The following is a 25,657-nucleotide window of genomic DNA, read 5'->3' as shown; positions in this document are numbered from 1 at the left end:
AAATCGCTCCTATAAGCTAGGTTTCATCAACTCACTACAGTTGACAAAATGCTACAAAAAAGGGCGGGATTCTTGTCCCGACCTCTCTACATCTGATCTTTTGCTTCTTTTAGTTTGCCATAAAGAATATAGTCTACGTTTTGCAGATCCGCTATGGTAGCACAGTTAAGGGCACACATGATCAAACGCAGATCTTCTTTCCAGCCTTGGACAATGCCAATCACCTCTTCGACGGAGTAGGTTTCAATCAACTCTAGAACGGTACGTGACAGTCCTACAGCCTTGGCACCAAAGACCAAGCACTTAATCATATCCAGCGGATTTCGAACCCCTCCGCTAACCAAGAGTTCGACCTTGTCTTTCCAGGTTTGGGCATTGAGAAGGGCTTGTATGGTGGACTGACCCCATTGATTGAGGTAATCACGCTGGCCACTGCGACGATTTTCGATATAGGCAAAGCTAGTACCACCACGACCCGACAGGTCAACCGTTCGAACACCCAGTTCATAGGCTCTTTCGATAGTCTTCACATCCATCCCAAAGCCCACTTCCTTGAGAATAATAGGAACAGGTATTTGCTTGCTATAGTCTGCCAGATGCGATTGCCAGCTTCGAAACTTTCTTTCTCCCTCTGGCATGAGTAATTCCTGCATGACATTGACATGCACTTGCAGGAGAAGAGGATTCATCTCTTCTACAGTCTGAAGTCCTAACTCAACAGGCTTGTCCAAGCCAATATTGGTTCCAAGGAGGAGCTTTGGGTGGCTGGATTTTACAACAAAAGAGTCATCTGTTGGATCCTTGAGGGCTGCGCTATAAGATCCCGTCACAAACAAAATCCCACAGGCTTCTGCCACCTGAGCCAGCTTTTGATTGATTTCTCTCCCCTTATCGCTCCCACCTGTCATGGCATTGATATAAAAAGGAAAGTCCCATTTTCGACCTGCAAACTCTGTCGACAGATCAATCTCATCCAGGTCGTAAAGAGGCAGGGAAGAATGAATCAACTCAACCTCATCAAAGCTATTATAGGAGCTTTTTTGCTCAAGGGCATAGCGGATATGCTCATCCTTACGATTTGTCGTCATGTCCTATCCTTTCTTGGTATAAGAGCTCAATCCCCAGATCGGTCCAACGGTTTTTTAGGGTTTCAGTTGATTGCACATCAAAACTCAAGGCAATGCCACAGTCACCACCACCAGCCCCACTACTCTTGGCAACAGCCTGCAAATCTTGACTGGCTTCTTTCAGCTGTCTCAGCGAAGGTGTGTAAATATCTGGGCTCAAGCCTTCTAAGAGCTGACTGGCTGTTTCCACCTGCTCGATGATATTTTCTACTTTCCCCTGCTCCAAGGCTTCTACCAAAGTAACCACTGTTGCTTTTGAGGAACTTAAAAAGTTCTGGTCTATGTTTTGTTTGATTTGCTGAACCATGTCACTAGACACAGCTACTTCCTTGGTCCATCCCACTAGGAAATCACATTCTAGGGTTGGTTGTACGTGTGAGATAGAAAAGCCCCAGTCACGCTCCAAAACCGTCGCCAAGCTTTCTTCTTCCAACCACGCAGCTATCTTCTTTCGATCAAAAGACTGGTAGAGAACCAAATCTTCTGCCACAATACAGGCAAGGTCTCCCATAGAACCATTGTCTCCTCGCTTGAGCAAGACCGCGCTTGCCAGCTTGAACAAGAAATCCTGATCAACTGTAATATCATATAGAGCCAGCAGGGCCTTGATCACCAAGACAACGACGCTACCACTAGAACCCAGACCAAACTTTTTGCCTTCCCGTTCCATTTTGCCACGGATTTCCAAGGAAAAAGGTCTTAGCTCCTGACCTCGATAAGTCAGGAAATCTGCCACTAGAGCAATCGTTTCTTGAATCAAGCTGTAGTCAGGATTTGGTGTCAAGTCCACTGCGAAATCAAACATGTCTGAGTAGATACGATAGTTCTCAGAAAAAGCAATCTCAGCCTTCATATAGATGGGAATAGCCTTTATCAAAGCTAACTGCCCCGGTTCTAAAATAGCGTATTCCCCTGCCCAATAGAGTTTTCCGCAAGTTTTAACAGCAATCATCTTGGCTCAAATCCTTTGTTTTTGACACAATCAAGCGATAACGTTGACCGAAGATTTCTGACAAATGCTCCAAGTCTTTCTCCTGACAGAGAACCTTGACATTGGGACCAGCATCCATGGTAAAGTAGCAGGCTTCGCCTTGTTCACGAAGTTGACGGACAAAGTCCATGGCTTCATAAGTCGCATCCGTTAGATAAGAAAAGGCTGGGGATGCTGTTTTGGTCGTAGCGTGCATGGCTAGGGCATTTTTCTCCGTTAATTCCCCAACCTTGGCAAAATCATTCTCTTTGAGATAAACCAGCATATCCTGATAATCCTTCTCAGACTGGCGAACCCAATCATCAAAAGTCGTCGAGGTTTCCACACAAAGTTTCATCCCATCACGGCTAGAAATTGGTTTTTTCTTATCCTCTAGCACCAACATAATCATAGCTAGTTTCAAGTCTGTCTCTACAGGGTAGATTTCCCCGCTATCCTTATCCCAAGCACCGAGTGGTCCATAAAAACTACGAGAGGAAGAACCTGAGGCAAACTTAGCCTCCTGTGCCAACTGACTCCGATCTAAACCAAGCTGGAAATAAGCATTGCAAGCCTTGACCAAGGCGGACAAACCACTAGAACTGGATGATAAGCCAGCCGCAGTCGGCATGTTGTTTTGGGTATCGATACGGACAAATCCCTCACCTTTTGGACGGTAACGGTTGATGATTTTGCTCATCTTGGCATGCTCAGCCTCACTCTGAAGCTGACCATTGATATAAAAGGCATCAGCAGTCGCATCCGTCGGTAGAGGCGACAAAGTCGTCTCTGTGTACATATTTTCCAAAGTCAGAGAGATGCTACTAGTAGCAGGAACCATCTCTTTTTCTTTTTTCTTTCCCCAATATTTGATAATGGCAATATTTGCGTAGGAACGTACTGTTACAGGCTTTCGATCCATGTCTGAACAGCTCCTTTCTCTTCTAATCGTTTTGCTAGTTCTTGCGCTTGGTCCAGATTGGCTACCAAGGCGATAATACACCCTCCTAGTCCACCACCACTCATCTTGGCACCCAGAGCACCATGGTTAAGAGCCGTTTCAACCAGTGAGTCAGCCTCAGGGCTACTAACACCAATTTCTTTTAAATGTAAATGCGCTTGACTGAGGATTTGTCCCAGTCCCTCAGCATCCTTTTGTCTAATCGCATCTTCTGCTTGCTGGGTCAATTCTCCCAAGGCATGCAAAAACGGTAGGGCATCCTTGCCCTTGCTTTGAACCACTTGGATAGCTTCACGAGTGTGACCATACACGCCCGTATCAGCAATCACCAAATAAGCGGATAGGTTCATCTCAAGCTCTGTAAATCCAACGTTCTTGATAAAGCGAATGGGCTGGTCACTGAGACAGGTCTTGGCATCCAAACCGCTTGGATTCATATGGGCAATCATCTCAGCCCGATTGACCAAGATTTCTAGCACATCGTGAGGCAGGTCGGCTTGGTAGTAGTCAAATACCGCACGAATGGCCGCTATGCTGATAGCCGCTGACGAACCCATCCCCCGTTTTTCAGGGATAGCCGAGTCAATCACACATCGAATGCAGGCTTCTTTGATATCCAAATACTCCAGCGAGGCATACACCGCCATGGACAAGGTATCCTCCTCATAAAGACGCCACAGACTTTCAGCAGGGACCACCTTACAGGTCACCTCCACCTCTATGAGAGGCAGGGAAATGGCTGGATAACCGTAAACAACCGCATGCTCTCCTATTAAAATAATCTTACTATGTGCCTGACCGACACCAACTTTTTTTGTCATGTTTTCCTTTTGCTAGACGAAAAGACCGTCTCATTTCATACAGTAGTATTTTCTCCTATCTATTTTATTATATTTTCACAAAAAAAGCGATTGTTTCCTTCACAATCGCCTCTTTCATTATTGAACCCATTCGCCATTATAGTTGACAGAATAACCATCTACGGTTGTATTCACTGCCAAAGCACCTGAGCTGTAAGCGTAGTACCATTTGCCATTAACCTGGAACCAACCAGTCTTCATATCGCCATTACTTGTATGTAGATAATACCAAGTCGAACCTTCCTTATACCAGCCAGTCGCCATAGATCCTGATGAACGGAGGTAGTACCATTTGTTACCAAGGTATTGCCAGCCCGTTTTCATATCACCATTTTGAGCATCTAAATAATACCAAGTGGAGCCTTCCTGATACCAGCCAGTCGCCATAGATCCTGATGAACGGAGGTAGTACCATTTATTACCAAGATATTGCCAACCTGTTTGCATGATGCCAGTTGTTGGATCTAAGTAGTACCACGGAGCAGGTTTGCTTCTATCAATACCAAAAGTAACATGGAAATCTTGAGTCCAACCCTTAGCAACTTCACCAATTGGTAGTGGATTGTAAGAATCATCGCCAGAAATTCCTAGCTTATTTAAATAATACCAATTACCGTCTTCATAAGTCCAACCTGTCTTTACAGCATAATTATTATCAAAATAATAAGTTCTCTTTTCAGGAGATGGAGTATATTGTTCACCATATACTTTTCCTGTATTTTCAGACGTTTTTGCCTCTAGTACTTGTTTATCTGTTTGTTCTAGCAAAGCACCATCTGAGCTAAAATAATACCATTTTTGTTGGAGTCCGATTTCATTAACTGGTTGGTTATCTAATAAATTATCACGATAACCTGTTCCAGGAATTTCTAAGTATTGCCATCCAACTACCATTTCTCCTTTATCACCAAAATAGTAAGTTTTACCGTCTATTTTATGCCAATAGATTGCTTTATGATCATCTTTTACATAATATTTTCTATTATCCTTATCAACAAATTGGCCACCTGTTGTATCCGCAAATACAGTATTAGTAGCTAGCAAACCAAAGAAAAATGCTGTTAGTGCGACTTGCATCATTTTTTTCAAAAGCTTCATTTGTATCTCCTCCAACATTAAATCCACTCACCAGATGAAGCAAAGTTATAAACTTTACCATCGATAGTTTGGCTACCTGTAACCATTGCTCCAGAGGAATTGAGATAATACCAGTTTCCATTTACTTTTGTCCAACCTGTCTTCATATCGCCATTACTTGTTTGTAGATAATACCAAGTCGAACCTTCCTGATACCAGCCAGTTGCCATGGCTCCTGATGAACGAAGGTAGTACCACTTGTTACCAAGATATTGCCAGCCTGTTTTCATATCGCCATTTTCAGCATCTAAATAGTACCAAGTTGAGCCTTCCTGATACCAGCCAGTTGTCATAGCTCCTGATGAACGGAGGTAGTACCATTTATTGCCAATTTGCTTCCAACCAGTTTGCATGATACCAGTTTCTGGATCTAGATAGTACCAAGCTGAACCATCGTTTATCCAACCTGCACGTCTTTCACCACCAATATAGTTTTCTCCATTAATTTCCGTTTTAGCTAGATAATACCAATTAGACTGGTCATAAAGCCAACCTGTCTTTAAAGAATGATTTTGATTAAAGTAATAGTTCGTGTAAAAACTCTTCTCTTCTTTATCTTCCGGATTTGTACGTTTTTCACCATACTTTCTTCCAACACTGTCTTTAGTTTTAATCTCTAATGCTTTCCAACCAACAAACTCTTGTAGCACTCCATTTTTATCGAAGTAGTACCACTCTGGCATTGGGGAACCTTCTAATCTTATGCCATTAGGGTAAGGACCAATTGTATATCCTTTAACTGGCATTGGAATGTATTGCCAACCAACAACCATTTCACCATTATAATCAAAATAATAGGTCTTGCCATCAATCACTCGCCAGTCCGTTTCTTTGATGTCACCCTTCTTGTAGTAGGTTCTACCATTTTCTTGGACAAATTGCCAGCCTTCTGAATCAGCATCATCCGCAAAGACGGTGCTTGTCGCTAGCAAAGCAAAGAAAAAGACGGCTAGTCCAACTTGCATCATTATTTTAAATCTTTTCATTAGATCTTTCCTCCATAACTGATTGTAGCAAAGACTTTATTGTATGTCAATATATAGAAATTTCTCAAAAAAAGCAGTTACACAACTGCAACTGCTTTTCTATTCTTGCATGGTGTACCCAACACCACGCACGGTTTTAATGTAGCTTTTTTGACCTTTTACATCAAGCTTGCTACGTAGATAACGGATATAAACATCCACGATATTGGTTTCTGTTGCACTTTCGTACTTCCAAACACTTTCCAATAACTGCTCACGAGTCAAGACCTTCTTGCTTCCCATGAGAGTGGCCAAAAGGTCATACTCACGGCGCGTCAGAGCAATCATCTCCTCGCCACGATAAACGGTATGATGTTCTACATCCATACGTAGGTTGCGGTAAGACGTTGGAACCTTCATCTGACTACAGTGTTGGTCAATGAAGTCCCGACCTCGGAAAATCGCTGAAATACGAGCTACTAGATTATCAATAATCACTGGCTTATAGATGTAAGAAACGGCGAAGCGCTGGATTGTCTCAATCTGGTCTTGCAATTCTTCGCGATGGTCCAAGACCATGATCACTGAGGCCGGTTTTGTCCGACTCAGCCTCTCTGCAAAATCCTGGGCCGTCATATCCCCCAGACGAGCATTCAGTAAAATCAAGTCATAATCTGTCTGGAGAGCCATGGAGAGGGCTTTTTGCCCCTCCTCAACCAGATCAACACGGTATTGCTCTTTTTGGAGTTCCAGACTGAGAAAATGAGCGAGATTTCGTTCTTTCTCAAGTAATAAAATCCGTTTCCCCATGGCAGACCTACTTATTTTTCGTCATACCAAGAGTAGTGGAAGATTCCTTCTTTGTCTTTACGTTGGTAAGTGTGGGCACCAAAGTAGTCACGTTGCGCTTGGATCAAGTTAGCAGGAAGGTCAGCTGAACGGTAGCTATCAAAGTAAGTAATAGCTGCTGAGAAGGTTGGCACTGGTACACCAGCTTGAACAGCAAGAGCTACGATATCACGCACTGCTTGTTGGTACTTAGCAGTAACATCCAAGAAGTACTCATCCAAGAGAAGGTTTGCAAGGTCTGCATCACGGTTGTAAGCATCTGTAATCTTTTGCAAGAAACGAGAACGGATGATACAGCCATCACGCCAGATAGATGCGATGTCCGCAAACGGCAAGTTCCAGTTATTTTCTTTAGAAGCCACACGTAATTGTGCGAAACCTTGTGCGTAAGAGATAATTTTTGAGAAGTAAAGGGCTTGACGGATCTTTTCAATCAACTCAGCCTTGTCTCCTTCAAATTTGAAAGCAGCTGGTTTTGGAAGGACCTTGCTAGCATGTACACGCTCTTCTTTGTATGTAGAGATGTAACGCGCAAATACTGACTCCGTAATCAGTGACAATGGCACACCAAGGTCAAGTGCTGATTGGCTAGTCCATTTACCAGTTCCCTTGTTGCCTGCAGCATCAAGGATATAGTCTACGATTGGGCCATCTTGACCTTCATCATCTTTACGGCTCAAGATATCAGCTGTGATTTCGATCAAGTAGCTGTCCAACTCACCCTTGTTCCACTCAGTAAAGATTTCTGCCATGTCTTCTGCAGAAAGGTCAAGCAAGTGTTGCATCAAGTCATAGCTTTCTGCGATCAATTGCATGTCACCATACTCGATACCGTTGTGGACCATTTTCACATAGTGACCAGCTCCATCAGGACCGATGTAAGTCACACATGGTTTGCCATCTTCTGGTGCTTTAGCTGAGATTTCTTCGAGAACATCAGCAACCAATTCGTAGGCTTCTTTTTGTCCACCAGGCATGATAGAAGGACCTTCAAGGGCACCTTTTTCACCACCAGAAACCCCGGTACCGATAAAGTTGATACCTGAGTTTGCCAGTTCTTCATTACGACGGATGGTATCTTTGTAGAAAGTGTTTCCTCCATCGATCAAGATATCACCCTTATCAAGGTGGGGAAGAAGAGCTTGGATAGTTGCGTCTGTACCAGGTCCAGCTTGAACCATCAGCATGATACGACGAGGTTTTTCGATTGAGTTTACAAAGCTTTCCGCGTCATAGCTTGGCACAAAGTTCTTTTCAGGATGGCAAGCAATTACGTCTTCTGTTTTTTCTTTACTACGGTTGTAAATGGCAACTGTATAACCACGAGATTCGATATTTAGGGCAAGGTTACGACCCATTACGGCCATACCTACGACACCAAAGTTAGCTTTTGTCATGTGACACTCCTCTTGTTTAATATGTTTTATTTTATCATTTTTACCTATGAAAGGAAAGAATTTTGTAACGGAGTCCTAGTAGTCCAAGTCATCTGCATGACCAGAACCATTCCCTACAAAGTAACCCGTCTTACAGTTGAGGGTGAAGAGATAGGTTCCATCTGGTTTGTAGAGGTTGTAATAACCATTTCCGTTTACGATATTGACACGTTCTAGGATATATTGATTTCCAGTGATATAGCCACGAGCACGTGATGTTGCTAGGACTTGTTCCAATACACCATCCGCAAAGGTCCAAGCAGTGTTGTTGCTATCGTCTACAGCTGATTGGTTGTAAGGTACACGACTAGCACTTCTTTGAAGATTAACCCCATCGCCAGACAAACCACCATTCGTATCTCTAGCTGGTGCCGTAGTGCTGGTAGAAGGTGTCGTACTGCTTGCATTGCTTTCTGTAGCTGAACTTGAGCTTGCTTGACTCGTGCTAGAGCTTGAACTTGAGCTGGAAGCACTGGTTTGTTGGCTCTTGCCAAGACTAATGGCCTTATCCAAGAGTTTGTCTAGTTCTGTGTTCCCTGTCTTGATTTCTGTAAATTTAGCATCCGCTTTGGCTTTCGCATTGGTATCCAAGACACCGTCCGTAATAGCTGGACTTTCAAAGAGGGCATTAACATCTTGAATGGCCTTGATTTGAGTTGCTAGACTATCATATCTTGACTTAGCTAGTGTATAATCACGGCTACCTTCTAACTTATCTAGCAAGGTTTTCAGTTGGCTCAATTTATCAAACTGGCTGTTTTTCAGAGCTGTCTTATTAGCATCCGTATAGAAAGTATCATAGAGATCATTGAAGTCTTTCAAAACTGTTTGTGTTCCTTGATCATCCGAAGATGCTGCTTGAGAAGACTGGATTTCTTGGTTTGAACGAGATACTTGACGGTAGACATAATATGTTCCAGCAAGCACAAGGATTGCAGCTACTACAGAAGCAATGATGATGACAGCTTTCTTCTTAGAGCCTGTTTCAGGTTCTGTTTGAGCCGAACGTGATAGAGGTGTATAGGTCTCCTCTTCTTGTTCCTCATTTATTTGCTCGGGCTCTGTTTCTGTTAAAACGAGAGGCTCTATTTCAGCATTTTCTTCATCTTGAAGTGGTGGAACAAACTGAGTAGTCTCTTCTTCTATCTCTTCAATAGATCCCTCAGCAACCAGGTCTGAATCGTCTACCTGATCAGAAGATTCACTTGATTCACGAACTTCTTGGATCATTTCCTCTAGGTTTTGAGTAGAAGCCAGTTCTTCTTTTTTAAACTGACGAGTTTCAAACTTGTCGGCTTCGATCTCTTCACGGTGTTGTTTGATGTATTTGTCTAAGATACTGTCCTCAGGCAATACTCCTGCTTCAACCTCTTCATTCTTACGAATGACCTGACCAACAGTCAAGTCTTTTGCTTCGTCAAAGTCGAATTGTGGTTCTTGATGTCCTTTTTTATGACGATCACGTCTTTTCTTACTCATGAGTTCACCTTTCTATTTTACCTCTTGGCGTTTGACACGCTGACCAAAGTATTGATACAAATCCACTTTTAAGGTCCCGTTATAGAGTTTTCGTTTTTTATCAGCTGGACTTCCGTACTTGCTTTCAAAAGCTTCGTCACTCGTCAGGATAAACTTACTCCACGTTTTCAGTGGTGCAAAGACCTGTCCCATCTCAGCATAGAGCTTGGTAACTCCTGCATCATCAGACAAGCGTTCCCCATATGGTGGATTGGAAATGATAACGCCATTAATCTTGTCTGTGCGCAAGTCCTGTACCCGCATTTGCTTAAAGGTGATGTCACCTGCGACACCTGCTGCTTGAGCATTTGCCTTGGCAATTTCCACCATGCGAGCATCTATATCACAGCCCATAATGTCCAGCTCAAGTTCACGATCAATTTTCTTAGCCGCCTCTGTGCGAACTTCTTGGATTAACCGATCGCTGACCCAGTTCCATTCCTCAAAAGCAAAGGAACGGCGAAGTCCTGGAGCCATCTTTCTAGCAATCATAGCCGCCTCGATACAGAACGTTCCTGAACCACAGGTCGGATCAATCAAGGGCTTGTCTGGATACCAATTAGATAGTTGTAAAATGGCTGCTGCCATGTTTTCTTTGATCGGCGCTCCACCCTTTTCCGTACGATAACCACGCTTAAAGAGGCTAGAACCAGTCGTGTCAATCATGACAGTTGCCACATCTTTCAGGATAGATACCTCAATCTTAAACTCGGGACCCGTTTCCATCAAGGGAACTCCTTCTGGACGGGCATAGTGTTTTTGTAACTTCTTCACAACAGCCTTCTTAGAAATAGCCTGAACACTGGGCTCATTGTGGAGTTTAGACTTCACACATTTTGCCTTTGATATCGGGAAACGTGCTCCTAGAGGGAGATAGTTTTCCCAATCTAGAGCAAAAACTCCTTGAAAAAGCTCTTCAAAAGTCTTAGCTGGAAAACTTCCGACTACAATCTTGATGCGATCCGCCGCGCGAAGCCAAAGGTTGTTCTCAATGATTGCCTTCACATCTCCTTGGAAGCGGACACGCCCATTTTCAACCTGGCAATCATAACCAAGGTCTCGCACCTCACGTCCAACGACAGCCTCAAGACCCGCCGCAGCAGTTGCGATTAAATTAAATTGTTCTTTCATTTCTAGTCTTGCAAGACCTTTCTCTTGTTCACTTTAAAAAATGAGGTTGAGAAAGATTTCTCAGCCCCAACCTATATGCAATTTTCTATAAGCCATGTTTTGTTCCAGAAGTGACTAGGACCACTTCCTTCGATAATCATCTGTCTACCGCTAACAGCATAAATCTGCTAGCAGTCAGAGTACTACGTTCGTTTCCGTGCACTCCATGCCCCGACCAAAATTTGGGTTGCTAGCTTGAGGGGTTTACCGCGTTCCACTCTCTCTGTTTCCAGAAAGACTCCGTCACTGTGGCACTTTCAAGCCTATTCTGACCTATCCGAAGACTTAGTCATTTCGACTGCCGTAACGATTTCTCGTCCCTAGGCTTATGGATTCGCCTAGCACAAACACTACAGGCATCACAGCCTGTGCTAGCATGGACTTTCCTCATGAAAAGAGAACCTCTTCACGCGATTATCCAAAAATTGCACTCATTCCTTAGTCAATTATAAATCTTGGTTGTCTAAGATTTGCTTACCAAATACTTCTTTTTCGAGACGATTTAAGCGTTTCAAAATATCAAAGTTTGTCATTGAGGTAGAAGCTGTTACTTCAATAGAGTCTGGTTGAGTTGGCGCTACCTGTGGTTTATGAGATAATTCTTCCTTCAAATCAGCAATCTCTTGACGAAGGGATTTGACCAAAGCTGCGTAGGTTTCATAATCCTTAATCACATCATCTAGGAATTCATCTACCTCTGCTTTGCTGTATCCACGTACTTCACGTCCAAATTCTTGTTCAAAAATATCTTTCGCTGAAAATATAATACTTGCCATGTCTCTCTCCATTCTGGGTTACTAGTATTATTATATAAAAAAAGACAAGTAAAAATCAAGGTCAAAGGCTTACTTTTCAGAAAAATTTTCTACTATTTCATTCAAGTCCTCAAATGTTAATCTTCTTGTAACATAGTCCGCTTGATTTTTCATCATTTGGTAAAAATATCGTAACTTGGTTTCGTTTTCTTCGTCGTAAAAAAGGTAACAAGTATCTGTATTTTCCAGCAGAAATTTCTGATAATCGCGTAATTGTCCCTTGTGCTCATATTGTGGATAGGCGTATTTGACAAAATCAACCTGCTTGAACTCACTCAATTTAGCTTGATTTGCTTCATTCCAGTTATTACCATGGGTTTCAAAATCAAAAATGGTCGCCAACTGAAATCCATAGTCTGCTTTCATGTCTTTTGCCACCTGAAGCGCCCAGTACTCAAAGCCCAAGGTCCCTGTAAAGACAAGCCAGTTCACCCCATCCTCTGCTAGACGTTCCAGGTCTCTCCGAATGGCTGTTTTGATAATATCAACGCGAATATCCTTGTCATTAAAGAGACCAAGGTCAAAGGCTGAATAGCCTAAAATCAAGGCTGATGTCATTTTTAACCCTTTCTTTGTAAATTTATGATATAATAGAGTGATGTTATTGTACCAATAAGGAGAATTATGGTCAACTATCCACATAAAATTTCATCTCAAAAGAGACAAGCACCCCTGTCACAAACTAAAAATTTCGCAAATCGGGGAATGTCTTTTGAAAAGATGATCAATGCTACGAACGACTACTATTTGTCGCATGGGTTAGCTGTTATTCACAAGAAACCGACTCCCATCCAAATCGTACGTGTCGACTATCCCCAACGAAGTCGAGCCAAGATCGTTGAAGCCTACTTTAGACAAGCTTCAACTACTGACTATTCAGGGGTTTATGATGGATACTACATCGACTTTGAAGCAAAGGAAACCAGGCAAAAACATGCGATTCCGATGAAGAATTTTCATCTCCATCAGATCCAGCATATGGAACAAGTCCTTGCCCAGCAAGGAATCTGCTTTGTACTCCTTCACTTTTCTTCTCAGCAAGAAACCTACTTATTACCGGCTATTGATCTCATCCGTTTCTATCATCAAGATAAGGGACAGAAGTCAATGCCACTTGGATATATTCGAGAAAATGGATATAGGATTGAGCCTGGTGCTTTTCCTCAAATTCCCTACCTCGACATTATCAAAGAACATTTACTAGGTGGTAAAACAAGATGAACAAACAAACTTTTCTGCGAATAGCTAAGTATGTCAGCATCAGTCTCTTAACTGTATTTATCGCAGCTGTAATGCTTGGTGGAGGTCTCTTCCTCTACTATGTTAGCAAGGCTCCAGAACTTTCTGAAAGTAAACTAGTCGCTACAACGTCAAGTAAAATCTATGATAGCAATGACGAGCTTATCGCTGATCTTGGATCGGAACGTCGGGTCAATGCCCAAGCAAACGAAATACCGACCGATTTGGTCAACGCTATTGTTTCGATTGAGGACCATCGCTTCTTTAATCACCGAGGAATCGACACGATCCGTATCCTAGGTGCTACCCTCCGAAACCTTCGTGGTGGTGGAGGTCTGCAAGGAGCTTCAACCTTGACGCAGCAGTTGATCAAGTTAACCTATTTCTCTACGTCAACTTCTGATCAAACCCTTTCTCGTAAGGCCCAGGAAGCTTGGTTAGCCGTTCAGCTAGAACAAAAAGCGACTAAACAAGAGATCTTAACCTACTACATCAACAAGGTTTACATGTCAAACGGTAACTACGGAATGCAGACAGCTGCCCAAAGTTACTATGGCAAGGATCTCAAAGATCTAAGTATTCCTCAACTGGCTCTCCTTGCTGGTATGCCTCAGGCTCCAAACCAGTATGACCCTTACTCGCACCCAGAAGCCGCTCAAGAACGTCGTAATCTCGTCCTCTCTGAGATGAAGGGGCAAGGTTACATTTCAGCTGAGCAATATGAAAAAGCGATTAATACTCCGATTACAGATGGACTTCAAAGCCTAAAATCAGCTAACAGTTATCCTCCTTACATGGATAATTACCTCAAAGAGGTAATCGATCAAGTCGAACAAGAAACAGGCTACAATCTCTTAACGACGGGTATGGAAGTCTACACCAACGTTGATTCTAAGGTCCAACAACGACTCTGGGATGTTTATAACACCGACCAATATGTCACTTATCCTGATGATGACATGCAAGTAGCTTCGACTATTGTAGATGTATCTAATGGTAACGTTATTGCACAACTTGGTGCTCGTCATCAAGCAAGTAATGTTTCATTCGGTACCAACCAGGCCGTAGAAACCAATCGTGACTGGGGATCATCAATGAAACCCATCACTGATTATGCTCCCGCTTTAGAATATGGAGTCTATGACTCTACTGCTTCTATTGTACATGATGTTCCTTATAACTATCCTGGCACTGATACTCCACTCTACAACTGGGATAGAAGTTATTTTGGAAATATTACCATCCAATATGCGCTCCAACAATCACGGAACGTTACAGCTGTAGAAACCTTGAACAAAGTCGGTTTGGATAGAGCCAAGACCTTCCTAAATGGAATCGGCATTGACTATCCAGATATGCACTATGCCAACGCGATTTCAAGTAATACGACTGAGTCAAACAAAAAGTATGGAGCAAGTAGTGAGAAAATGGCTGCTGCTTACGCTGCTTTTGCTAACGGTGGTATCTACCATAAACCAATGTATATCAACAAAATCGTCTTTAGCGATGGTAGCTCAAAAGAATACGCTGATCCTGGTACTCGTGCCATGAAAGAGACGACCGCCTATATGATGACAGAAATGATGAAGACTGTCTTGGCATACGGAACTGGTCGTGGTGCTTATCTCCCTTGGCTACCTCAAGCTGGTAAGACTGGTACATCAAACTATACAGATGATGAAATTGAAAACTACATCAAAAATACTGGTTATGTAGCTCCAGACGAAATGTTTGTTGGTTATACTCGCAAATATTCAATGGCTGTGTGGACAGGTTACTCAAACCGCCTTACTCCTATCGTTGGTGATGGCTTCTATGTTGCAGCTAAGGTTTACCGTTCAATGATGACTTATCTGTCTGAGGATAACAACCCTGGCGACTGGACTATGCCAGAAGGCCTCTATCGAAGTGGTGAGTTCGTCTTTAAAAACGGTGCTCGTTCTGCATGGACTGCTCCTGCTCCGCAACAGGCCCCAACACCAGAAAGTTCGAGCTCGACATCAGAAAGTTCAACCTCACAGTCAAGCTCAACTACTCCAAGCACGAATAATAGTGCAAACAATAATACCAATAACCAGCAACCAAATACAACGCCTGGTCAACAAAACCAGAACCAAAATCAGAATCCTCAACCAGCACAACCATAAAATCTATTCAACCCTCTTTTGAACCTCACTCCAAAAGTTAAATTTTTCTACCTTTTGGGATGAGGTTTAAATCTAAACTTATTTAATATAACAACAGAGTAAAATATAGGCAAAAAAGTCATACCAAAATTGAATAAAACTTTTAAAAAAGGTAGGTAATAAATTTATATGTCTAGATTTGAAATCAAGAAAAAGCGATACAACAAAAAACTAATGGATAGAGTTTGAAAATTTACCTTTCACACGCTACTTATAATAGTTGCGAAAAAATACGGGACTCCTGAGAAGCCTTCTTATCTCCTCTTAAAGCAGAAATCCATTGCAAAAATCTAATAGCTGTTTAAGTAAAAAAATCAAATATAAATTATTTTTTATTCTATGTACATATTTAAAATAAGGAGAAAATATCTTGAAAAATAAGAAGAATAAACAAGATGATTTTAAGTTCTTCACTTGGCCACTTATATTATTTATTGTTTTTATATTCATTTTCCCGATTATAGTTAAGGCGGTTAGGTACTTCGTTTATTACGGTGCTACAATTCCTCCAGAGTCTTTGAAGTTAGCATTGAATGTTGTGGTTGAAAACTTTTCGTTTTATTCAACTGCACTGACTATTTCTTTCACAGTATTTGTGTTTGTCAGTAATGAAAAGAATAGATACCGTGATGATAGAAAAGAACGTGAAAAAGATAGAAAAGAACGTAAAAAAGAACGTGAAAAAGATAGAAAAGAAAAGGAAAAAGATAGAAAAGAACGTAAAAAAGAACGTGAAAAAGATAGAAAAGAAAAGGAAAAAGAATTAGAGCAATATAAAGATCATTATAGACCTAGTTTTGTGGTTGATGCTACTAAAGGTATAATCTTGATAATGCGAGAAGATACTTTATATATAGAGAATGTAAAGTATTATGATTCTAGTGATAATACGAAAAATTGTATTAGTAAAGTATCTTTAAAGTCGGGAGATATTGTTTCTAAAAAAATACCACGTTCATTTTATATTACAGCTACAACAATAATTGGTGAGGAAATTCTTTTTGGGTATCTCAATGGAGGCATAAAGATTTATAAATATTTAAAATCGAAGGGGAATGCATTACATCCTGGTATTGGAAATTATAGTGATAAATCGTCTTCTAAAGATTGGGGAGACTACAACAATATTAGTGTGCCGACTGATTCAACGTTTTCTGAAATTTTCTTTTATAACACATACGACATTAGAGAAAATGTTTTTCTGAATACAAATAAAGTTAAAGATATTGTAGAATCAAGGAATTTCAATAAACTTTTACATTCCTTATTCATGTTCTTTTCATATGAAATTGAAGCAAATACAGTGGAACTTTCCAGTGTGTATGCAGTATTGCAAGATGTGTTAGATATTTTAAAATACAACACAGATTGTTTTGATGAAATTAAAAAATTTGATTTTAATATAGAATATATATTGAATAAAGAATCCTATATAGTCTATAATTTACCTAGATCAATTGGTTATTTTGATTCATTGGATGATATTGATACTTTTTTCATGATGGATTTTATTGATTGTATGCGGAGAAATCTAAGTGTATTAAGAGATGAAAAAAATATTGACGATTCTACTGAAAAATTTGTTCTAAGGGATATTATAGCGATATTGTTAGAGGTTTTTGATAACACAAATATACCTAGTTTAGGTAATATACTTTTAATTAATTTAAAGGCAGAAATCTTTAATAATATTCACTTTAAAAACTACTGATAAAGTATTTTTGAGTAGTTGTCAGAATTTTTTGTAATAAAATAGACAGGAAGAAAAATCATGATTCAGAATACGGGGATAAAATTTGTAAGTTATCTTGAGTCTTAAAAAGTTAAATAATGTATATGTGAACATTTATTGAATTTAAAAAATTATTTTCTGTAAAAAGACTATTAAAATAAAATACTCTGGGTGATTTTTTCATAGCACTATTGCATTTATGTGCTTAACAAAAGCCTGAGAAGATGTCTTCTCAGGCTTTTTTTGTACTATAAACCTCATTGGGAAAGGTAGGAAACGGATTTCGTAATCTTGTTAAGAGGTTTTACTAAATACTAGTCTTTCTTTGTTTTTGCTACAAAGAGAGCAGATAGGGCTAGGCTAACACCTGCTAGGAAGAGGGCTGTGTCAGATTGACTCTCACCTGTTGCTGGCAAGCTTTGTTCAGCTGTTTCTCGCTTCGTCACTTCTTGTTTTAGTTCCGGTGCCTTACCTTCATCTGAAGCAAGTGAGCTAAGTTTAAACTCAGGTTTCTCTACTGTTGGAGCAGCTTGGTCTCCTACTGTCGATAATGGACCTGTGTATTCTGGCAATTCATGCACTAGAGCCATCACTGCATTGACACCGCCCTTGAACTCAGGTTTCTCTACTGTCGGAGCAGCTTGGTCTCCTACTGTCGCTACTGGGCCTGTGTACTCTGGAAGCTCATGTACCAAGGCTTCAACTGCATTGACACCGCCCTTGAACTCAGGTTTCTCTACTGTCGGAGCATCTTGGTCTCCTACTGTCGCTACTGGGCCTGTGTACTCTGGAAGTTCATGTACTAGGGCTTCAACTGCATTGACACCACCTGTGAATTCAGGAACCTCAAGAACGGGTGCTGGTTCTTCTCCCTTGCTTGATTGGAGCGGTTCTTCTGTTAATTCTTGATGGAAGCTTGCCAATTCATAAAATTCTGCCTTGCCACCTTCCCAGACTAATTTGACATCTAGAAGAGAGCCACCATTTCGGATAGCGAAGGTTTGGAGACTAGATGTAATGGCACCGAGGTCTGTCCAGCTGTCTTGACCATCCTTGAGTGTTCTAGCAAGAATACGTGCCTTAGCTCCTTCAGGAAGACTGGAAACGAGACGAAGGTGGTTGGCATTGGTTGGCTCAGATAAGTGATACACCAATTCGCCCTTGTCTTTTTCAGACTTGTAGCTGGTCAAGACTTTGCCGTCTACAAGATTATTATAAAGGTTGCCCTGACTTTCTCCACTGCTTCCTTCTACTGTTGGATCATTGATTGGTTTGACAAACTCACCATCGTTGATGACCAATTCTGTAAAGCCTACAAAACGGGCATCATAATCCGCTGTATAGAGGACACGGAGATAGTTGGCTTTGACTGGTGTCGTCAATTCACCCTCGATATAGCGATTTCCTGGCATCTTAGAATCATGTGTCCAACCATCTGTCAATGAATCATCGTGTGTGCTATTGGCCACACCATCTCCTACTGTCACGACATCAGTCCAAGTTTTACCGTCTTGGCTGACTTGAATCTTACCATCACGAAGATAGTTTTGAGTTCCGTCTTGGATGTAAGCTCTAATCTTCTTGATGGTGCGTTCGCTACCAAGTTTCAAGGTCACATGACCATCTTTACGAGCATAGTCTGAAAACTCAACGAAGTTGTTGTACACACCATCAAATAATTGATCTAGGTTGTTCAGTTTACGAACATCATTGCTTCCGTATGTTGGATGAATGCCCATAGTTGTAGATTCTAGTTTGGTTGGTTGTACTTCTTTGGTTGTCACAAGGAGAGAAGTGGCTGTCACAGCTTGTTCCTGATCTGTTTTATTGACCAGACGAACATAACGAACCAAGTGGGTTGCGACAGTTCTGTCTGTCAATTGGCTAGCTGGCATCCATTCTTGAGCATTTGCAGAGTACTCAAGGCTAAGAGCTGGGTTGGCTTGGCCTTGGAGCTGGATGCTCTTGACCTGATGGATACGGTCAAGTTTCATACCTAGATAGCTATTTGCAGGAAGTTTAGTTCCAGCTGGAATTTGAAGTTCATAATGTCCCAAGCTATCCACTACCGGCGTTTCCTTCAAGGCATCAACGTTGGTGTCCGTTAACTCACTGTTTCCAGAGCGTGTCTCAACAGAGAAATCTTGGATACGCCACCAGAGGTCGAGTGCCTTGGTATTGCGGACTCGGATATAGCGAGCATTTATAGCTCTGGTCACTTCCTTGGTTTGTTCTCCTGATAGGCGATCCAACTCTTGCCATGCAGTTCCATCTGTAGAGTACTCAAGTACACCTGTGGCAAGCTTATCACCCGTTCCTTGGCGAAGTCGTACTTTAGTGACTGACTTGACTTCACCGAGGTCAAGTTGTGCCCAAGCATCTACTGGTGTCGTATTGCTACCGTCAGCGTTTGCCATCATGGCTTCTGTATTGTCCTTGCCATCAGTGATTTGACGAGCTGAGGTATTTAGTTTGTAAACTAAGTTTGAGCTTAGACTAACTGTCGTTGCTTGTTGGCTACGAGCTTTTTCAACTGGACGGTTGACTGCAATTTCCTGAACTGCAAACCAAGTGTTCTCGCGGTCTGCTGTCGCAATCATGCGAACTGCTTTGGCCTTGATGTTGAGATTCTCAAACTTAAGCAGGGATTCATTTCCGACATAGCTTGGCTCTTTCAAGGTTACCCAGTTGTCATTTTCATCTAGATACTGCACTTCTGCCTTACTAAAGGTATCACGTGGATTTGCCTGCGTTCCCATAGCAAAGGTCAAGGTTTGAATCGCTACTGGCTTGTTAAACTTCATACCAATATAATCACCTGTCTTGATGCTATTTGGTGATTTAATAATCGCATGAGTTGCCAAATCGCCATCCGTTACTTCTGCTAAACCACCTTCTACACCTGTTCGATTGGTGATAAAGGTACTGATGATTTGGTCTGGATGCAAGACTTTTTGAACTTCAGATGCTAGAACTTCTTTCAAGGATAGGATAAATGGACGAATATGTTGAACACCCAATTCAGCCTTTTCCATATGGTCTACATAATGGAAGGTGTGAGTTTGAGACTGTTCGTACAATTTCAAACCTTTATAGTAGCTATCCCAAAGTTTGGCTGCATCGTTTGTAGCCATGGCTTCAGTTCCTGTAAGGAAGGCATCAAGGGCATTCATTTGATCGATTGCATTATCCAACCAATAGTGGATTTGCGCAACCATCTTTTGGTCGCCCGATGCTTTGTAAAGTTCGGCTGCTTCTTTAATCTTGGCAAATTCAGCTCGCAAGGCTGCACGTTCTGCAGTCACATCCTGACCTGCTTTGAGCTTGGTCATGAAGTCTGTCAATTTTGGAGCCAAGTCTACAGATTCTTCTAGTTTAACGACACGACCATCCATGTTTTGGTTGATCATGTGCTTACCAAGTTCACGGAAGGCTGCTGATACCTTGCTATCTTCAAAATGACCATTTTCTACAAAGTTGAAGGCAATGTCATTGATTTTCTTAGCTTCTTCTTCTGATTTCCACTGTTTCCATGAGTATTGAGCTCCTGAAAAGAGGGCAATCTTAGATGGCTCAGACTGTTGCATTGGGTTCAACATGATACCAGATAGCAAGCTTGGATCCACATTTGGATGAAGGAATTTCTCACCACCACCTAGAATCAAGTGTTGTTTAGAGTTATCTGTTACAGGCCAGTTAATCCAAAGTGAAACTGGGCGATAGGTCTTGCCACCTGCGGATAGATTGTTCTTGAGAGTTGAAAGGAAGCTTTCAGAGACTTCACCCCAAATCTTACCACCCGTCAAGGTCATGGATGTTGAACTTGGGAGATTTTCATTGAGGGATTTCAACTCATCCTCACGTCCATTACCCCAATACTGTCCAGGAACAAAGATCATTTCTTTGCGAAGACCGCTGTAAGTTCCCTGCATTTCAGTCAACCACCTGGTCATATCTTGCATCAAGCGGTTGTAGCTATTGTAGCCTCCGACTGGACTTGGAGCATCATCTGCTAGGATACCAAATTCGCGGACACCCACTTTCATCAACTGGGTAAATTTGGCTTTGATGGTAGCCAGGTCTTCTTGGTAGTCCGCTTCATTGCCAAAGCGGATGCGGTTGTTCATGAATGGATGGATGGTCCAGACATAGCGTGTTTTACTTTGATTTCCGACACGAGCAAGTTCACGGATTTCAGCTAGTTTTTCTTCCGGATAGAGTTCACGCCATTTCTTGTTGTGGTATGGATCATCTTTTGGTGCAAAGAAGTATTGGTTCAATTTCAAATCGCCACCAAAACGCATGAGTTCTGCACGATCTGCATTCGACCATGGGTTTCCATAGTAACCTTCGATAAAACCACGGTTCTTGAGCTCTGCGTAATCTTCTACTGTCACATTGCGAAGGACTGGTACTTGGCTTTCCTTGAGCATATGTTTCAAGGTTGTCAAACCATAGAAGACCGCATCTGTGTCTTTTCCGACGATGGAAATCGAGTTATCCTTGATGCTCAAGACATAGGCGTCAATCTTGTCAAAGAGACCTGCTGAAACATTGGACAAGTTTTGCTCTGCTTGTGAGCCTTGTCCATGCACCCCAAGATAGATATTGGTTGCGCCAGCGATTGCTGCCTTACCAGTTGTATAAGATACTTGATTGTCCTGCAAGACACTCTTCAAGCGATTGCGAGTATAGATATCGAGTTGATCGCCCATGACCAGATTGACTTGCTTACGAAGGGCTGTGACTCCTTCTCCATAAGTCACTTTTTGTGGAGTTGGGAAGACCTTGTACTCTTTCTTGAGATAGTCTGCGCTCTTGCTAGCAGCTGCAATGCTGTCTTCGCTAGCTGGTTTACTTGCAGTGAATTGATCTGCCAATTCAACTGTTCCATCACCGGTTTGGTCTACTTTTGGTTTTTCTGGTGTAGTTGGTTTTTCTGGTTGACTTGGTGCAGGCGTTTCTTGCTCTTCTTTGACAGGTTTCAATAGATGAACTTCAGCTGCACTTGCAAAACCACCAACGCCTTCCAATACTTTCAACTCAATCTTGTTGGTATCTACCGCCGCAAAGTTGACTGTTTTTTCTTGGGCGTTGTTGTCCCAGCTTCCTTCTGAAACCTTGACCATTTGGCCATCTTTTTGTGCGTAGACTTCGTAGCGTGTCACGACACCATTTCCACCACCTGGACGTGGGAGATAGGTCAAGCCATTGACTTTTTCTGCTTCTTTCAAGGTCATAGTAAGGGTGTATGGCGCAGTGTCACCAGTCCACTTAGTATGCCAGAAGGTATTTGGATCATTATCAAAGGCCTTTTCAACAGCGCCTTCAGTCGCGTTTCCTGGAAGTTGCTGACTACTTGCGGTTGCCGTAATCTTATCATTTGAAATCAAACGAGGATTTACAAATGGTTTGTCTGACAACTCTGCGCTATGCAAGATTCCTTTGAAACCACCGATGCTTTCAAGCGGTAGCACCAAGCTATTGTGGGCAAATCGAGGGTGAGCTGGATTTGCGATACGCTCAATCTTTTCACCATCTACATAGACTTCTGTAGATTGTGGTTTGGTCACAATAGAGATTTGATAACGTTTGTTCTTTTCAAGTTTTTTCTTGAATTGGATATGGAACTGTTCAAATTGATAAGCAAGATAGCCGTCTTTATCAGCTAGATAGATACGGTTGTCCCCACTTGTTGAGAAGGTTTGTTCCCCGTCTCCAGTGACAGTTACATCAAACTTCAAGACGTGACTTGGACCAACATCACCAGCCAAGCCTTCGATACTGCTGTCTTTCTCAAAAGCCAATCCCTGTTCGCTTGCCTTCACTTTCTTACTTGCATAGTTCTTGACTGTTTCAGAATTGATGGTAAACAAGTCGCTTTGATCAATCTCTTTAGCAGGATTTGACTGTGGCGCATAAGGGCTCGTTGGTAGGGTGCGTTCTGCAAAGGTCGCAGCTGCACGGTCAGATCCCCAGGTGCGTTCTGCAGTGGTTTGCATGCTCTTGAAGAAGCGTTTAAAGATATCATAAGAGGTCAAACCGGTCTCATGAAGGTCGATATTATCATTCCAAACTGCGTGACCACCACCAAGGATACTTGGATGAGAAGCTGGTAGAAGTGGACCTCCACCTGTTCTAAAATCATTCGGTGTCCAGCTATTGTACTGACGTTCGTAGTTAGCATAGTCCCCGTAAGCTGCTTGACTATTGCTTCCACTTGGCACACTATAGGTAGGCACATCCGTGATGTTGATAATCTTAGCACCCTGAGCAATGGCTTCATTTGGTCGTTGCCAATGAATGCTCCAAATATCAACTTCTACTCCGTTCCAATCAACAGGAGTGTTCCCACGTTTCGCACTGAGTGAGCCCCAGATACGAGGGGTGTAACCTTTTCCTTTAATGTATTTGATAAGGTCATTGACATAGCGACGATAGCTTTCTCTGCTACCATAGTATTCATCCGTTCCGATATGAACCGTTGATACCCCATGAAGTGGTGCATCTGGACCATCGAGGAGTTTGTCATAGACGGATTTGACAAATTTAAGAGTTTCCTCATACTTAGTATCCAAGTCTAGCATGGCAACTCGTTCGACATTGTGCTTGCCTGCATAATCGCTCAGACTACCTTGATACATGAGGTCTGGACGAACTTTAACAAATGAAAGTGCATGACCTGGTGTGTCAATTTCTGGTACTAGGTTTATATGCAAGGCCTTGGCAAGTTTGATCAGATTTTGCATTTCTTCCTTGGTATAATGCTCATCTGATGTCAATTTTTGACCATTCTTACCGACAATGTCTGTCTCCACACGGAAACCCGTCTTAGCATGTTCAAGGACATACTTGAGTTGTTCTTCTGGACTTAAATTCTTACCTGCCAAGTGTTCCTTAAGGAAGATATAGTTATCATTAAGGTGCAACTGCAAGTCGTTCATCTTGTAGTAAGCCATGTTGAGCATGATGTCTACAAGGGTGTCATAAGGGATAAATTTACGACCTGTATCTAGCATAAAGCCACGGTGGCTGAAACTTGGGAAGTCACGAATTTCGCCATTTTGTAGGTCTGTTTCTCCCATTTGAAGAAGAGTACGAGTTGCGTAAAAGGCTCCTGTATTTGTGGCAGCTTCGATGGTAATCACATCATCTTGGATAGTGATACCGTAGCCTTCCTTACCATAACCTTTGTTTTCAACCTTTTTAAATTCGATTCGTTTTTGAGCCTGTTTGTCACCTGTTGCAAGTTCCAATCCACGGCTTGCAAGGTCTGACTGGTAGAAGGTTGCAGCCTGATCAAATCCTGAATCTCCTGTCGCAAGAACTGTATCTGAAGTGATAGAAGATTGACCTTCTTTCCCATACCATTGTTGAACAGCTGGTGCTACTTTTGGTTTGACACCTACACCCTCGTCCTGATGTAGACCCTTGATGACTACTTCAAACTCCTTAGTGAAAGTATGGCTGTCTTTGATTTGTTGCACCATGACCTTGACGCGTTGGTCTGTCAAAGGCTTATAGATGTGATTTTGAAGATCAATCACACCTTGCTTGTTGCTTCCGATGAGGCTGACTTTTCCTGGTAAAGTTGGTAAGACAAGAGACTGTCCATCTTCTGCTACTGTTAGTTCGGTTACTTGGCGGATATCCGTTACCTTACTATGGTCCGGAACGTTTGAATAAGCTCGAATTTCTTGGATTCCAACATTTCTCCAGTTCATTGTTCCCGCTTGGTAATCATTGACCTCAAGTTTGAGGTACTTAGCTTTGATACTTTCAGCTAGATCTACTTTCTCATCTAAAACAGGATCTCCAGTCTTGGTATGAGCGAGTTTCCATTGTTTTTCTCCATTAGCTCCCACATCTTCTTGGCCTGCGTAATAGAGACTCCAAGATTTGATATTAGGGTCATTTTGCCCATTACGAAGACGACGATCCCAGTCAATTTCTACATGTTTGATCAAGGTAGTCTTTGGCAGAGTTAGTTCAAAAGTTGGTTTTGGTACATCTTTGTCTGTAGCCCAACGAGTATTGTCATCTCCATCGATAGCTTTATCCGCAGTAAAGTTGGTACCAGTCTCATGGTTGCTCGCCTGAGCAGTAGCACCTTCAAGATGGTTGACATCTTCTCTATCTTCAATTTGCTTTTCAGCTGGTTTTGGTGCGGGCGTAGCAGTTTCAGCTGGTTTAGCAGCAGGGGTGTTTGTTTCTGATGGTTTAGCTTCTTCTTTAGGCGTTTCTGCTGGCTTTGGAACTACAGGACTTGTCTCAGGTTTTGTCTCTTCACTTGATGGAGGATTGGTTCCCTTATCAGTCGCTGGAGCCTCCTCATGACTTGCTTCTGTTGCAGCTTCTGCATCTGCCTTTTCAAGCGCAGCGGCTAAATCATCTGGTAACTTATCCAGGGCTTGAACATGAGTGATACTTCCCTCTGTCTCTGAAGGCGCTGCTGTTTCTGCCGCCTGAACCATATTGGCTCCAAAGATACTAGCACCAATCATAACGGAGGCTGCACCGATTGCAAATTTTCTTATACTATAGTGACAGCGTTTCTCAAAAAAATGTCTATCCATCTTTCTCCTATTCCTTTCATCCGCATACATGAGTAAGCGGTATCATTTCTCCTTTGAAAAAGGAGAGAACCAAGAGGTCCTCTCCGGCTGTTTGTTCCTTTTTGATTCGAGTTGCT

16 protein-coding genes and 1 other RNA gene are annotated in these 25,657 nt (G+C 42.1%); 3 read left to right on the top strand and 14 right to left on the bottom strand.

Features of this window, described 5'->3' with window-relative positions; genetic code table 11:
* Window positions 1-86: 86 nt before the first annotated feature.
* From fni to BWR56_RS01630, 13 genes are all read right to left on the bottom strand, one after another.
* Window positions 87-1,088 carry a type 2 isopentenyl-diphosphate Delta-isomerase gene (gene fni, locus BWR56_RS01690; protein ID WP_076984332.1) on the bottom strand — a complete coding sequence of 334 codons (1,002 nt, stop codon included), beginning with the start codon at window positions 1,086-1,088 and terminating at the stop codon, window positions 87-89.
* Complete coding sequence (locus BWR56_RS01685) at window positions 1,072-2,079, bottom strand: phosphomevalonate kinase (RefSeq protein WP_061421377.1); 1,008 nt, start codon at window positions 2,077-2,079, stop codon at window positions 1,072-1,074. Before BWR56_RS01685 ends, fni begins: the two co-directional genes overlap by 17 nt.
* Window positions 2,066-3,019: a diphosphomevalonate decarboxylase gene (gene mvaD / locus BWR56_RS01680; protein WP_076984331.1), complete on the bottom strand. Its 954-nt coding sequence runs from the start codon at window positions 3,017-3,019 to the stop codon at window positions 2,066-2,068. The genes BWR56_RS01685 and mvaD overlap by 14 nt, the downstream gene beginning before the upstream one ends.
* Window positions 3,001-3,879 carry a mevalonate kinase gene (gene mvk, locus BWR56_RS01675; RefSeq protein ID WP_076984330.1) on the bottom strand — a complete coding sequence of 293 codons (879 nt, stop codon included), beginning with the start codon at window positions 3,877-3,879 and terminating at the stop codon, window positions 3,001-3,003. The genes mvaD and mvk overlap by 19 nt, the downstream gene beginning before the upstream one ends.
* 117 nt (window positions 3,880-3,996) lie before the next feature.
* Window positions 3,997-5,016 carry a choline-binding protein CbpC gene (cbpC, locus tag BWR56_RS01670; protein WP_076984329.1) on the bottom strand — a complete coding sequence of 340 codons (1,020 nt, stop codon included), beginning with the start codon at window positions 5,014-5,016 and terminating at the stop codon, window positions 3,997-3,999.
* Window positions 5,017-5,033: 17 nt separating this feature from the next.
* Window positions 5,034-6,041: a choline-binding protein CbpJ gene (cbpJ, locus tag BWR56_RS01665; RefSeq protein ID WP_076984328.1), complete on the bottom strand. Its 1,008-nt coding sequence runs from the start codon at window positions 6,039-6,041 to the stop codon at window positions 5,034-5,036.
* 99 nt (window positions 6,042-6,140) lie between these two features.
* Window positions 6,141-6,830, bottom strand: coding sequence for a response regulator transcription factor (locus BWR56_RS01660; protein ID WP_007520625.1), 690 nt, complete (start codon window positions 6,828-6,830; stop codon window positions 6,141-6,143).
* Between the two features lie 11 nt (window positions 6,831-6,841).
* Entirely contained in the window at window positions 6,842-8,266 is a 1,425-nt protein-coding gene (gene gndA / locus BWR56_RS01655) for an NADP-dependent phosphogluconate dehydrogenase (protein ID WP_076984327.1), read from the bottom strand.
* A 75-nt stretch (window positions 8,267-8,341) separates the two neighbouring features.
* Window positions 8,342-9,784 (bottom strand): cell division site-positioning protein MapZ, encoded by a 1,443-nt coding sequence (mapZ, locus tag BWR56_RS01650; RefSeq protein ID WP_076984326.1) that lies wholly within the window; start codon window positions 9,782-9,784, stop codon window positions 8,342-8,344.
* A gap of 12 nt (window positions 9,785-9,796) precedes the next feature.
* A complete protein-coding gene (locus BWR56_RS01645; protein WP_000662902.1) occupies window positions 9,797-10,954 on the bottom strand; it encodes a THUMP domain-containing class I SAM-dependent RNA methyltransferase in 1,158 nt (385 codons plus the stop codon).
* 83 nt (window positions 10,955-11,037) lie between these two features.
* Window positions 11,038-11,419, bottom strand: an RNA gene (rnpB, locus tag BWR56_RS01640) — RNase P RNA component class B.
* Between the two features lie 20 nt (window positions 11,420-11,439).
* The gene (gene gpsB, locus BWR56_RS01635) at window positions 11,440-11,769 is read right to left on the bottom strand and encodes a cell division regulator GpsB (protein ID WP_000146523.1); all 330 of its coding nucleotides are present in this window, start codon (window positions 11,767-11,769) and stop codon (window positions 11,440-11,442) included.
* Window positions 11,770-11,838: 69 nt separating this feature from the next.
* Entirely contained in the window at window positions 11,839-12,366 is a 528-nt protein-coding gene (locus BWR56_RS01630; RefSeq protein WP_076984325.1) for an SLOG family protein, read from the bottom strand.
* Window positions 12,367-12,432: 66 nt separating this feature from the next.
* Between BWR56_RS01630 and recU the strand changes: the two genes are divergently transcribed.
* The 3 genes from recU (at window position 12,433) to BWR56_RS01615 (ending at window position 16,944) form a co-directional block, all read left to right on the top strand.
* On the top strand, window positions 12,433-13,029 hold the full coding sequence (recU, locus tag BWR56_RS01625) for a Holliday junction resolvase RecU (protein WP_000248756.1): 597 nt from the start codon (window positions 12,433-12,435) through the stop codon (window positions 13,027-13,029).
* Window positions 13,026-15,194, top strand: coding sequence for a penicillin-binding protein PBP1A (pbp1a, locus tag BWR56_RS01620; RefSeq protein ID WP_076984324.1), 2,169 nt, complete (start codon window positions 13,026-13,028; stop codon window positions 15,192-15,194). The genes recU and pbp1a overlap by 4 nt, the downstream gene beginning before the upstream one ends.
* A gap of 409 nt (window positions 15,195-15,603) precedes the next feature.
* Complete coding sequence (locus tag BWR56_RS01615; RefSeq protein WP_076984323.1) at window positions 15,604-16,944, top strand: hypothetical protein; 1,341 nt, start codon at window positions 15,604-15,606, stop codon at window positions 16,942-16,944.
* A 335-nt stretch (window positions 16,945-17,279) separates the two neighbouring features.
* On the opposite strand, the gene BWR56_RS01610 is transcribed toward BWR56_RS01615, so the two are convergent.
* Complete coding sequence (locus BWR56_RS01610) at window positions 17,280-25,541, bottom strand: SIALI-17 repeat-containing surface protein (RefSeq protein ID WP_076984322.1); 8,262 nt, start codon at window positions 25,539-25,541, stop codon at window positions 17,280-17,282.
* Window positions 25,542-25,657: the final 116 nt, after the last annotated feature.

This window comes from Streptococcus oralis, assembly GCF_001983955.1.
In the GTDB taxonomy this organism is placed as follows: Bacteria; Bacillota; Bacilli; order Lactobacillales; family Streptococcaceae; genus Streptococcus; species Streptococcus jiangnanensis.
The sequence above is the reverse complement of the archived record's forward strand: the minus strand, read 5'-3'. Positions and strand labels throughout refer to the sequence as shown.